The organism is Streptomyces synnematoformans, from assembly GCF_039531005.1.
GTDB lineage: Bacteria > Actinomycetota > Actinomycetes > Streptomycetales > Streptomycetaceae > Streptomyces > Streptomyces synnematoformans.
In genome coordinates this window covers 1-12,124 of record NZ_BAAAPF010000222.1, presented here as the reverse complement: position 1 = coordinate 12,124, position 12,124 = coordinate 1, and the positions used below count along the sequence as shown (strand labels likewise).

Here is a 12,124-nt window from a genome sequence, read left to right as displayed (position 1 = left end):
TCCGCCGCCGGCGGCTCCGCGAGCCGGGCGGGGAGGCACGGCCCGGGGAGGTGCAGCGAGCCGCCCGCCTGCAGAGCCTCGTACACCTCGTGCAGGACGCGCCTGAGGAAGCCGGCCATGTCTCTCCGTTCCGCCGTGTTCCGCTTCACGGTCCGTGCCGCCGATCGAGAGCGGTTCGAAGCCGGCTGGAGCGGTCCGGCCGCCCGGCCGCGGCGCGCCGCCGCCCGCGGGAGGGCCGCGTCACAGTGGGCCGCAACTGCGGCTCAGCTCAGCCTCAAGAACCCCTTGCCAACGTTGCGGAGTGGACCGCCCGGGCCCCGCAGCGTCGCGGGGCGGTGACGGGGGGTCGCGGGAGGTGGGACCTCATGGACGAGGCCGAGGGCGTGCAGCAGACGGTCACGGCACAGGCACCGGTGCTCCTGCTGGCCGGGGTGGACGAGGAGGAGCCGCCGGAGCCGAACGTGGTGCGGGGGATCGACTGACCCCCGCCGCCGCACCGGCGCGGGCCGCCCGGGGGCGGGTCGCCGGCGACGACCGAGGAATCGAGGAGCCTATGACGATCTCCCCGCAGCGCCGCGGCACGGCGGCGGTCACGCGCTCGGCCGACGCGTTCCTCACCGCGCCGGGCACCGCGGTGCTCACGACGCTCCGGCCCGACGGGACGCCGCACCTGACCCCCGTGCGCTTCACCTGGGACCGCGCGGCGGGGCTCGCGCGCGTGCTGACGGTGGAGACCACGCGCAAGGTGCGCAACGTGCTCGCCGCGCGGGCGGCGCGGGTCGCGCTGTGCCAGGTCGACGGAGCCCGCTGGGTCACCCTCGAAGGCGTCGCGCGGGTGACCGGCGACCCCGACCGGGTCGCGGAGGGGGTGCGCCGGTACGTCGAGCGCTACTGGTCGGGGCCGCCGAACCCGCCGGGGCGGGTGGTGGTGGAGATCGAGGTCGACCGGGTGCTGAGCCTCAACTGCTGAGCACGGCGGCTCAGCCGGCCCCGCCGGGCGGCTCCCCGTCCATCCAGATCACCGCGAAGGTCAGCGCGGTCAGTCGCCAGCCGTCCGCGGTACGCAGCGCCGAGCCGGTCACCGACGTACCGACGGTGAACAGATCCGAGCGCGCGGCGTCGGAGTGGTGTACGTGCGTGGAGACGAGATTGGCGCGCAGCGTCGCCGTGTCTCCCGCGCATTCCACCACCGCGGGGGAATTCAGATGCTGCGTGCGCGCGAAGGCCGCGAGCGAGGCGCGGTGCCACTCCGCGAGCCCTTCGATTCCCTGGTGCGCGTTCATGGGAAACACCACCGCGGCGTCCTCTGTGAAGATGCCGCGGGCCCACGCGTCGTCCAGCTTCTCGGTGTCGAGCCCGATCAGATAGCGGTCCAGCAGACCGCCCACCTGCAATGTGTCGGCCCATGCGGGGCCGGGTGCGAAAGATTCAGCGGCTGTCGAAGTCATGCCCCAGCATGGGCCCGTCGCGGGGGGCCGGCCAAGGCCGTCTGGAAAAGCTCTGACATTCCTGCGGAGATTCTGTAGCGACCTGTAGAAACCCTGTACTTGTTTCTCTTTACCGCCCGGTTCACGGCTGCCCATACTCGGTGGCACATCAATCGGCACACGGCGGATGGGCGACGATGGACAAATATGACGCGGATGTGATCATCGTGGGCGCCGGCCCCACCGGGCTCATGCTCGCCGGTGAACTCGGCCTGCACGGCATTTCGGTTCTCGTGCTCGACAGGCTCGCCGAGCCGATAAAGGAGTCCCGCGCGCTCGGGTTCTCCGCGCGCACCATCGAGGAATTCGACCAGCGCGGGCTGCTCACCCGGCTCGGACCGGTCGACACCATTCCGGTCGGGCACTTCGGCGGGATCCCGCTGGACTACCGGGTGATCGAGGGCGGTTCGTACGGCGCCCGCGGCATACCCCAGGCCCGCACCGAGGGGATGCTCGCCGGCCGGGCGGCCGAGACCGGCGCCCGGATCCGCCGGTCCGTCGAGGTCACCGGTCTGGAACAGGACGACGACGGCGTCACCGTGCGGGTCTCCGGCGCCGACGGCGCCGGAGAGCTGCGGGCCCGGTACGCCGTCGGCTGCGACGGCGCCCGCAGCGTCGTGCGCCGCGCCGCCGGGATCGCGTTCCCCGGCACCGAACCCACCATCGAGCTGCGGTTCGCCGACATCGCCGGCGTCCAGCTGCGCCCCCGCTTCTCCGGTGAGCGGGTGCCCGGCGGCATGGTCATGGTGCTGCCGCTGGGCCCCGACCGCTGCCGCATCGTGTACTACGACCGCGGCGAGCCGCTGCGCACGAACCCGGACCCGCTGACGTTCGACGAGGTCGCCGAGGCGTACCGGAAGCTGTCCGGCGAGGACATCTCCGGTGCCACGCCGCTGTGGGTCGGCTCGACCACCGACGTCAGCCGGCAGGCCGCCGAGTACCGCCGCGGCCGGGTCCTCGTCGCGGGTGACGCCGCGCACATCCATCTGCCGATCGGCGCCCAGGGCATGAGCGCGGGCGTGCAGGACGCGGTGAACCTCGGCTGGAAGCTGGGCCTGGTGGTCAGGGGCCTGGCGCCGGACGCGCTGCTGGACACGTACCACGACGAGCGGCACCCCGTCGGGGCCCGGATCCTCGCCAACACCCTCGCGCAGCGCACGCTCTACCTCGGCGGCGACGAGGTCGCCCCGCTGGTCGAGGTGTTCGCCGAGCTGATGCGGCACGAGTCGGTGCAGCGCCGGCTCGCCGGCATGGTCACCGGGCTCGACATCCGCCACGCCGCCGGCCCGGCGGCCGACGCCCACCCGCTGGTGGGCCGGCGGCTGCCCGACGGTGAGCTGACCACCCGCGACGGCCGGAGCACCACCGTCTACGAGCTGCTGCACCCCGGCCGCGGCGTGCTGCTGGACGGCACCGGCGACGCCGCGCCGGCCGCCGCCGCCAAGCCGTGGTCCGACCGCGTCGACACCGTCGACACCGTCGACAGTGCCGCCGCCGAACCCGGCGGGGCCCTGCCCGAGGCCGGCGCGCTCCTGCTGCGGCCCGACGGCTACGTCGCCTGGGTCGCGTCCGGGACCGACCAGAGCCCGCTGGCCGAGGCGCTGGAGCGCTGGTTCGGCCCGGCCGGCTGAGCCGGCCCGCCGCGCGCCGTCCGTACCACCCGTCGAGATCCGCTCCCCGCGAAGGAAGTGACCGGGCCATGCCCTACATCTCCACCGACGACAAGTACCTGACCGTTCTCAACCTCTTCACCACCGACAAGCCGGAGAACCAGGACCGGCTGATCCAGGAGATGCGGAAGATCGTCGACGCCGCGGCGTACGACGGCTGGATCTCCTCCACCGTGCACTCCGGCCAGGAGAGCCCGGGGACCGCCAACTTCATTCAGTGGCGCAGCGGCGAGGACCTGGAGGCGCGCTACGCGGGCGAGGAGTTCAAGCACCGCGTGATGCCCCTCTTCACCGAGATCACCACCTCCATCCGGCTGCTGCAGAACGAGATCGTCTACACCCAGCGGCACCCCTCGCAGGGCGACGCCGTCGAGATCGCGCCGGACCGCGGGGACCACACCGTGATCGAGATCTTCAAGACCGCCGAGGGCGACCAGGAGCAGCTCACAGCGGAGCTGGGGGAGGGGCAGAGCTGGCTCGCCGACGTGCCCGGCTACCGCTCGCACAGCGTCTTCCGGGGGCTGCGGGCGCGCTTCCTGGAGGGTGCGTTCGCCGTCGTCTACTCGCAGTGGGCGAGCAAGGAGAGCCACGACGCCCACCGCCGCCTCGCCGACGCCGAGAAGTCCGCGGCCCGCCGCGCGTCCGAGGCCCGTATCGCGGCGCTGACCACCGAGCACGACTGGAACTCCTACCGCGTCGTGCACACCCGCAAGGCCGGTGAGTGACCCCGTACGGCCCGACAGCCGCAAGGAGCGACGCATGCACAGCACCTTGATCGTGGCCAGGATGGCGCCGGCCGCGGGCGACGACGTCGCCCGGCTGTTCGCCGCGTTCGACGCCACCGACATGCCGCACCGGATGGGCACCAGGCGGCGCCAGCTCTTCGCCTTCCGCGGGCTCTACTTCCACCTGCAGGACTTCGACTCCGACGACGGGGGCGAGCGGATCGAGGGCGCCAAGGACGACCCCCGGTTCGTCCGGATCAGCGAGGACCTGAAGCCGCACATCGAGGCGTACGACCCGGCCACCTGGCGCTCCCCGGCCGACGCGATGGCGCACCGCTTCTACTCCTGGGAGGCCGGCGCATGACCGAGCGCCGCGTGGCCCTCACCGGGATGGAGGTCCTCGCGCCGGGCGGGCTGGGCCGCGCGGAGTTCTGGCGGCTGATCAGCGAGGGGCGGACGGCGACCCGGGGGATCACCTTCTTCGACCCGGCGCCGTTCCGCTCCCGGGTGGCCGCCGAGGCCGACTTCTGCGGCCTGGAGTACGGGCTGAGCCCGCAGGAGGCGCGGCGCATGGACCGCGCGGCGCAGTTCGCGGTGGTGGCGGCCGGCAACGCCGTCGACGACAGCGGTGCGGACCTCGGGGGGATCGCACCGCACCGCGTCGGCGTCGTCGTCGGCAGCGCCGTGGGCGCCACGATGGGGCTGGACGAGGAGTACCGCGTCGTCAGCGACGGCGGCCGGCTGGACCTCGTCGACCACCGCTACGCGGTGCCGCATCTGTACAACTTCCTGGTGCCCAGCTCGTTCGCCGCCGAGGTGGCCTGGGCCGTCGGCGGCGAGGGGCCCGCGACCGTGGTCTCCACCGGCTGCACCTCCGGCATCGACGCGGTCGGCTACGGCGCCGAGCTGGTGCGCGAGGGATCCGTCGACGTGATGGTCGCGGGCGCGGCGGACGCGCCGATCTCGCCGATCACCCTGGCGTGCTTCGACGCGATCAAGGCGACGACACCGCGCACCGACGCCCCGGAGCGGGCCTCGCGCCCCTTCGACGGCACCCGCAACGGCTTCGTGCTCGGCGAGGGCGCGGCGTTCTTCGTGCTGGAGGAGCTGGAGAGCGCCCGGCGGCGGGACGCGCACGTCTACGCCGAGATCGCCGGCTACGCCACCCGCTCCAACGCGTACCACATGACCGGACTGCGGCGGGACGGCGCGGAGATGGCCGAGGCGATCCGGGTCGCGCTGGCCGAGGCGCGGATGAACCCCGAGGACGTCGACTACGTCAACGCCCACGGCTCCGGCACCAAGCAGAACGACCGGCACGAGACCGCGGCGTTCAAGAAGAGCCTCGGCGAGCACGCCTTCCGCACGCCCGTCAGCTCCATCAAGTCCATGGTGGGCCACTCGCTGGGCGCCATCGGCGCCATCGAGATCGCCGCCTCCGCGCTGGCGATGGAGTACGACGTCGTGCCGCCGACGGCCAACCTGCACACCCCGGACCCGGAGTGCGACCTCGACTACGTGCCGCTGACGGCGCGCGACCAGCTCGTGGACGCCGTACTGACGGTCGGCAGCGGCTTCGGCGGCTTCCAGAGCGCGATGGTGCTCGCCGGCCCGGAGAGGAGCATCGTATGACGGGCGCATCGGCGCCGGTCGCGGTCACCGGCCTGGGCGTCGCCGCCCCCAACGGGCTGGGCGCGGCGGACTACTGGGCGGCGACCCGCGGCGGCAAGAGCGGCATCGGCCGCATCACCCGCTTCGACCCGTCCGGCTACCCGGCGCAGCTCGCCGGCGAGATACCCGGCTTCGACGCCGCCGAGCACCTGCCCAGCAGGCTCCTGCCGCAGACGGACCGGGTGACCCGGCTGGCGCTGGCCGCCGCGGACTGGGCGCTGGCCGACGCGGGCGTGGCCCCCGAGTCGTTCGACCCGCTGGACATGGGCGTCGTCACCGCCAGCCACGCGGGCGGCTTCGAGTTCGGCCAGGGCGAGCTGCAGAAGCTGTGGGCCCGGGGCAGCCAGTTCGTCTCCGCGTACCAGTCCTTCGCCTGGTTCTACGCGGTCAACAGCGGCCAGATCTCCATCCGGCACGGGATGAAGGGCCCCAGCGGCGTCGTCGTCAGCGACCAGGCCGGCGGCCTCGACGCACTCGCGCAGGCCCGGCGGCAGGTGCGCAAGGGCACCCCGCTGATCGTCACCGGCGCGCTCGACGCCTCGGTCTGCCCGTGGGGCTGGGTGGCGCAGCTCGCCTCCGGGCGGATGAGCACCAGCGCCGAACCGACCCGCGCCTACCTGCCGTTCGACCGCGACGCCCGCGGCTACGTACCCGGAGAGGGCGGCGCGCTCCTCGTCCTGGAGCCCGCCGACGCCGCCCGGGCGCGCGGCGCCCGCGTCCTCGGCGAGATCGCCGGCTACGGCGCCACGATCGACCCGGCGCCCGGCAGCGGCCGGCCGTCCACGCTGCGTACCGCGATCCGCGTCGCGCTCGACGACGCGGGCGCGGCGCCCGGCGACGTCGACGTGGTCTTCGCCGACGGCGCGGGGGTGCCGGAGCTGGACCGTACCGAGGCGGAGGCCGTCAGCGAGGTCTTCGGCTCCGGCCGCGTCGCCGTCACCGTGCCCAAGTCGATGACCGGCCGGCTGTACTCCGGCGCCGCCCCGCTGGACGTGGCGTGCGCGCTGCTGGCCATGCGCGCGGGCGTGATCCCGCCCACCGTCCACACCGACCCCTGCCCCGAGTACGACCTGGACCTGGTGCTGTACCAGGCCCGCCCGGCCGAGCTGCGCACCGCGCTGGTGGTGGCCCGGGGCCACGGCGGGTTCAACTCCGCGATGGTCGTCCGTGCCGGGGAGTGAACCGCCGGCCCAGCCCGCAACGGAAGGGACCACAGACAGATGACGGACAAGGAGTTCACCCTCGACGACCTCCGGCGCATCCTGCTGCAGGCCGCCGGCGCCGACGAGGGAACCGACCTCGGCGCGGACATCCTGGACACCTCCTTCGATCTCCTCGGCTACGAGTCGCTGGCGCTGCTGGAGACCGGTGCCTGCATCGAGCGCGAGTACGGCATCTCCCTGGACGACGACACCCTCACCACCGACGCCCTGACGCCCCGGGCCCTGATCAAGACCGTCAACGAGCGGCTGGCCGCCGCCCGCTCCTGAGAGGACCCACGCCATGACCCAGCCAACCGTCCGCGTCGCCGTCGTCACCGGCGGCACCAGCGGCATCGGACTCGCGACCGTACGGCTGCTCGCCGGCCAGGGGCACCGGGTGTTCCTGGGCGCGCGCACCGAAGCCGACGTGGTGGCGACCGTGAAGTCCCTGAAGGACGCCGGCCGGGAGGCCGAGGGCCAGGCCCTCGACGTCCGCGACCGCGCCTCGGTCGCGTCGTTCGTGCGGGCCGCGGTCGACACGTACGGGCCCGTCGACGTGCTCGTCAACAACGCCGGCCGCTCCGGCGGCGGCGTCACCGCCGAGATCGCCGACGAACTGTGGGACGACGTCATCGACACCAACCTCAACAGCGTCTTCCGCATGACCCGCGAGGTGCTGACCGCCGGCGGCATGCGCGAGCGCGACCGCGGCCGCATCGTCAACGTCGCCTCCACGGCCGGCAAGCAGGGCGTCGTGCTCGGCGCCCCGTACTCCGCCTCCAAGCACGGCGTCGTCGGCTTCACCAAGGCGCTCGGCAACGAGCTGGCGCCCACCGGCATCACCGTCAACGCCGTCTGCCCCGGCTACGTCGAGACGCCGATGGCGCAGCGCGTGCGGCAGGGCTACGCCGCCGTCTACGACACCACCGAGGAGGCGGTCCTGGAGAAGTTCCGGGCCAAGATCCCGCTGGGCCGCTACAGCACCCCGGAGGAGGTCGCCGGCCTGATCGGCTATCTGGCCTCCGACGTCGCGGCCTCCATCACCGCCCAGGCGCTCAACGTCTGCGGCGGGCTGGGCAACTTCTGACCCCCGCGGCCCCGGCCGCCCCCACGGCCCCGGCCCCACGACCGCCACGACGGACAAGAGGAGCAGGAGCAGCTGTCATGACGACGCGCGAGGTCGAGCACGAGATCACCATCGACGCCCCCGCCGCCACCGTCTACCGCCTGCTGGCGGACGTGGACCACTGGCCGCGGATCTTCCCGCCCACCATCCACGTCGAGCAGGAGCGGACCGGCGAGCACAGCGAGCGCATCCGCATCTGGGCCACCGCCAACGACGAGCCCGTGACCTGGACGTCGCGCCGCACCCTCGACCCCGACGCCCTGCGGATCGTCTTCCGCCAGGAGGTGACCACCCCGCCGGTCGCCGCCATGGGCGGCACCTGGATCATCGAGCCCCGCGACGGCTCCTCGCGGGTCCGGCTGCTGCACGACTACCGGGCCGTCGACGACGACCCGGAGGACCTGGCGTGGATCGACCGGGCGGTGGACACCAACAGCCGCTCGGAGCTGGCGGCCCTGAAGGAGAACGTCGAGAGCGCCCACGCCGCGGAGGCCGGGGAGCTGCTCTTCTCCTTCACCGACACGATCGAGGTCGCCGGCGCGGTCAAGGACGTCTACGACTTCGTCAACGAGGCCGCGCTGTGGCCCGAGCGGCTGCCGCACGTCGCCAGCGTGCGCTTCCACGAGCCGAGCCCGGGGCTGCAGACGCTGCAGATGGACACCCGCGCCAAGGACGGCTCGGTGCACACCACCAAGTCGTACCGGGTCACCTTCCGGCCGTACAAGATCGCCTACAAGCAGGTGACGCTGCCCGCGCTGATGACCCTGCACACCGGCGTGTGGACGTTCACCGACACCGGCCGCGGCACCACCGAGGCGGGCTCGCAGCACACCGTCTCGATCAACACCGGAAACATCGCGCGGATCCTCGGCGAGCAGGCCACGGTCGCGGACGCCCGCGCGTACGTGCACACCGCGCTGAGCACCAACAGCCGCGCCACGCTGGGCCACGCCCGGGACTACGCGGAGCGGAAGAGCTGACATGGCCGCGGACCGTGCCCCGGCGGCGGACGCCGCCGCGGAGGTGATCCGGACCCAGGTCATCGTCGTCGGCGCCGGCCCCGTGGGGCTCCTGCTCGCCGCGGAGCTGTGCCTGCGCGGCGTCCGGGTGGCCGTCGTCGAGCAGCGGCACGGCCCCACCACCGAGTCGCGCGCCTCCACGCTGCACGCCCGCACCATGGAGGTCTTCGACAGCCGCGGCCTGCTGCCGGACTTCGGCGGCCCGCCGAACGAGCCGCGCGGCCACTTCGGCGGCATCCCGCTGGACCTGACCCTGCCCGGCGCCTACCCCGGGCAGTGGAAGGTGCCGCAGAACAAGACCGAGTCGGTGCTGGAGGAGTGGGCGCTGTCGCTCGGCGCGGACATCCGCTGCGGCCACCGGCTGCGGCTGATCGCCGTGGTCCAGGACGGCGACGCCGTCGAGGCCGAGACCGTCGCCCGCGACGGGCGCCCGGTCCGGCTGCGCGGCAGCCACCTCGTCGCCTGCGACGGCCAGGACTCCACGGTGCGCCGGCTCATGGCCGCGGACTTCCCCGGCCGGCCGGCGGGCCGCGAGCTGCTGCGCGCCGACGTGGACGGCATCGACATCCGCGCGCGGCGCTTCGAGCGGCTGCCGGGCGGCCTCGCCATCGCGGCGCGCCGGGAGGACGGCGTGACGCGGGTGATGGTGCACGAGTCCGGCGCGGCGGTGGGGGCCCGCACCGGCCCGGCGCGGTTCGAGGAGATCGTCGCCGCCTGGCGGCGCGTCACCGGCGAGGACATCGGGGGCGGCAAGCCGCTGTGGGTCAACCGCTTCGACGACGAAAACCGCCAGCTCGCCGACTACCGGCACGGGCGGGTGCTGTACGCGGGCGACGCCGCCCACCGGCAGCTGCCCACCGGCGGCCAGGCGCTCAACCTCGGCCTGCAGGACGCCTTCAACCTCGGCTGGAAGCTCGCCGCCGAGGTCGCCGGGCACGCGCCCGCCGGGCTGCTGGACACGTACCACGCCGAACGGCACGCGGTCGGCGCCGCCGTGCTGGCCAACATCCGCGCCCAGAGCGAACTGCTCCTCGGCGGGCCCGAGGTGGAGCCGGTGCGCGCGGTCCTCGCGGAGCTGATGCGGTACGAGCCGGTGCGCGCCCGGCTCGCCGGGATGATCAGCGGCCTCGACGTCCGCTACGACTTCGGCGGCGCCGCGCACCCGCTGCGCGGCGCCCGGCTGCCGCACGCCACGCTGCGCGTCGGCGGCTCCACCTGCACGACGTACGAACTGCTGCGGTCCGACCGCGGGCTGCTGCTCGTGCTCGGCGGCCCGGTGCCGGCGGCGGGCGGCCGGTGGGCCGGCCGCGTGGACCGGGTCGCGGCGCGCGTCGAGCCGGGCGCGGCGTCCGGCGGGCTCGACGGGGTCCGCGCCGTGGCGGTGCGGCCGGACGGCTACGTCGCCTGGGCCCGCGACGGCGGGCCGGAGGCCGGGGGGCTCACGGAGGCCCTGGAGCGCTGGTTCGGCGCACCCGCCTGACGGCTCGTCCCCGTACGTCCGTCCCCCCACCAACCGCGATCCGCACGACAGCCAAGCCCAGTTGCGACCAGAGAGGCAGGACAACCATGGCACAGCCAGCGGTGGACACGGATGTCGTCGTCGTCGGCGCCGGACCGACGGGGCTGATGCTCGCCGGCGAACTGCGCCTGGGCGGGGCCCGCGTCGTCGTCCTGGAGCGCCTGGCCGAACCGACCGGCCAGTCCCGCGGGCTCGGCTTCACGGCCCGGGCCATGGAGGTGTTCGACCAGCGCGGCCTGCTGCCGCGCTTCGGCCGGGGCGGCACCCTCGACGTCAGCCCCGTGGGGCACTTCGGCGGGGTGCAGTTCGACTACACCGCCCTGGAGGACGGCCACTTCGGCGCCCGCGGCATACCGCAGAACGAGACCGAGGCGGTCCTGGAGAGCTGGGCCCGCGAGCGGGGCGCGGAGATCCGGCGCGGCTGGGAGGTGACGGAGCTGGCCGACGGGTTCCTCGACGGCGACGCCGTCGAGGTGCTCGCCGAGACGCCCGAGGGCCCGCGGCGGCTGCGCGCCGCGTACCTCGTCGGCTGCGACGGCGGCCAGAGCCGGGTGCGCCGGCTCGCCGACTTCGCGTTCCCCGGCGCGCCCGCGACCCGGGCGATGTACCTCGCCGACGTCGTGGGCTGCGGGCTCAAGCCCCGATTCCTCGGCGAGCGGCTGCCCCACGGCATGGTGATGGCCGCGCCGCTGAAGGAGGGCGTCGACCGCATCATCGTCTGCCCGCACGGCACGCCGGCGCGCGAGCGCGACGACGACGTGGGCTACGCCGAGGTCGCCGCCGCCTGGCAGCGCATCACCGGCGAGGACATCAGCGGCGGCAGCGCCGAGTGGGTCAGCTCGTTCAGCGACGCCGCCCGGCTGGTGACCGAGTACCGGCGCGGCCGGGTGTTGCTGGCCGGGGACGCGGCGCACATCCACCTCCCGGCCGGCGGACAGGGGCTCAGCACCGGCGTGCAGGACGCGGTGAACCTGGGCTGGAAGCTGGCGGCGGAGGTCACCGGCCGCGCGCCCGCCGGGCTGCTGGACACGTACCACGGCGAGCGGCACCCGGTGGGGGAGCGGCTGCTGACGAACACGCGGGCGCAGGGGCTGGTGTTCCTCGGCGGCGAGCAGTCCGACCCGCTGCGCGCGGTGTTCGCGGAGCTGATCGAGCACGACGTGGTCAAACGGCACCTGGCGGGGATCGTGAGCCACCTCGACATCGGCTACGACATGAACGGCACCGGCACCGGCGCCGGCGGCGCGGCGGCCGGCGCGGACGTGACGGATGCGACGGACGCGGCGGACGCGGGGGAGCCCGCCGCCGGGGCCCACCCGCTGCTCGGCCGCCGGCTCGCCAAGCGCCCGCTGACCGGCGCGGCCGGCGAGACCGACACCTTCTGCCTGCTGCACCCCGCGCGCGGCGTGCTCCTCGACCTCGCCGACAGCGCGGCGCTGCGCGAGGCCTCCGCGGGCTGGTCGGCCCGCGTCGACACCGTGACGGCCGCCGCCAAGCCGGTGGCGGGCGCCACCGACGTGCTCGCCGGGCTGGACGCCGCACTCGTGCGGCCCGACGGGCACGTCGCGTGGACGTCCGACGGCTCGCCGCGCGGGCTGGACGCGGCGCTGAGCCGGTGGTTCGGCGCCGGCCGCGCCGCGTAGCGGTGCCGGACACCGAGACGTCGGGCGCGGCGGCGGCCGCGGAGTCGCCCCCCGGGGCGGTG

12 protein-coding genes are annotated in these 12,124 nt (G+C 74.4%); 11 read left to right on the top strand and 1 reads right to left on the bottom strand.

Features of this window, described 5'->3' with window-relative positions:
* Nucleotides 1–553 precede the first annotated feature (553 nt).
* Nucleotides 554–970, top strand: a complete 417-nt coding sequence (locus tag ABD317_RS26175; RefSeq protein ID WP_106963127.1) for a TIGR03618 family F420-dependent PPOX class oxidoreductase — start codon at nt 554–556, stop codon at nt 968–970.
* A 10-nt stretch (nt 971–980) separates the two neighbouring features.
* On the opposite strand, the gene ABD317_RS26170 is transcribed toward ABD317_RS26175, so the two are convergent.
* Nucleotides 981–1,448, bottom strand: a complete 468-nt coding sequence (locus tag ABD317_RS26170; protein ID WP_051438436.1) for a nuclear transport factor 2 family protein — start codon at nt 1,446–1,448, stop codon at nt 981–983.
* A gap of 176 nt (nt 1,449–1,624) precedes the next feature.
* Here ABD317_RS26170 and ABD317_RS26165 point away from each other — a divergent pair, with 176 nt between their 5' ends.
* From ABD317_RS26165 to ABD317_RS26120, 10 genes are all read left to right on the top strand, one after another.
* Nucleotides 1,625–3,118 (top strand): FAD-dependent monooxygenase, encoded by a 1,494-nt coding sequence (locus ABD317_RS26165; RefSeq protein WP_344292564.1) that lies wholly within the window; start codon nt 1,625–1,627, stop codon nt 3,116–3,118.
* A 68-nt stretch (nt 3,119–3,186) separates the two neighbouring features.
* The gene (locus ABD317_RS26160; RefSeq protein ID WP_344292562.1) at nt 3,187–3,882 is read left to right on the top strand and encodes an antibiotic biosynthesis monooxygenase; all 696 of its coding nucleotides are present in this window, start codon (nt 3,187–3,189) and stop codon (nt 3,880–3,882) included.
* Between the two features lie 34 nt (nt 3,883–3,916).
* Complete coding sequence (locus ABD317_RS26155) at nt 3,917–4,246, top strand: TcmI family type II polyketide cyclase (RefSeq protein ID WP_027755497.1); 330 nt, start codon at nt 3,917–3,919, stop codon at nt 4,244–4,246.
* Entirely contained in the window at nt 4,243–5,514 is a 1,272-nt protein-coding gene (locus tag ABD317_RS26150) for a beta-ketoacyl-[acyl-carrier-protein] synthase family protein (RefSeq protein WP_344292558.1), read from the top strand. Before ABD317_RS26155 ends, ABD317_RS26150 begins: the two co-directional genes overlap by 4 nt.
* Nucleotides 5,511–6,734 (top strand): beta-ketoacyl synthase N-terminal-like domain-containing protein, encoded by a 1,224-nt coding sequence (locus ABD317_RS26145; protein WP_027755495.1) that lies wholly within the window; start codon nt 5,511–5,513, stop codon nt 6,732–6,734. Before ABD317_RS26150 ends, ABD317_RS26145 begins: the two co-directional genes overlap by 4 nt.
* 39 nt (nt 6,735–6,773) lie before the next feature.
* The gene (locus ABD317_RS26140; protein ID WP_027755494.1) at nt 6,774–7,043 is read left to right on the top strand and encodes a phosphopantetheine-binding protein; all 270 of its coding nucleotides are present in this window, start codon (nt 6,774–6,776) and stop codon (nt 7,041–7,043) included.
* A gap of 13 nt (nt 7,044–7,056) precedes the next feature.
* Complete coding sequence (fabG, locus tag ABD317_RS26135) at nt 7,057–7,842, top strand: 3-oxoacyl-ACP reductase FabG (protein WP_344292555.1); 786 nt, start codon at nt 7,057–7,059, stop codon at nt 7,840–7,842.
* A gap of 77 nt (nt 7,843–7,919) precedes the next feature.
* Nucleotides 7,920–8,861, top strand: a complete 942-nt coding sequence (locus ABD317_RS26130) for an aromatase/cyclase (RefSeq protein ID WP_344292553.1) — start codon at nt 7,920–7,922, stop codon at nt 8,859–8,861.
* 1 nt (nt 8,862) lies between these two features.
* Entirely contained in the window at nt 8,863–10,380 is a 1,518-nt protein-coding gene (locus ABD317_RS26125) for an FAD-dependent monooxygenase (protein WP_344292551.1), read from the top strand.
* An 86-nt stretch (nt 10,381–10,466) separates the two neighbouring features.
* Nucleotides 10,467–12,062: an FAD-dependent monooxygenase gene (locus tag ABD317_RS26120; RefSeq protein WP_344292549.1), complete on the top strand. Its 1,596-nt coding sequence runs from the start codon at nt 10,467–10,469 to the stop codon at nt 12,060–12,062.
* Nucleotides 12,063–12,124: the final 62 nt, after the last annotated feature.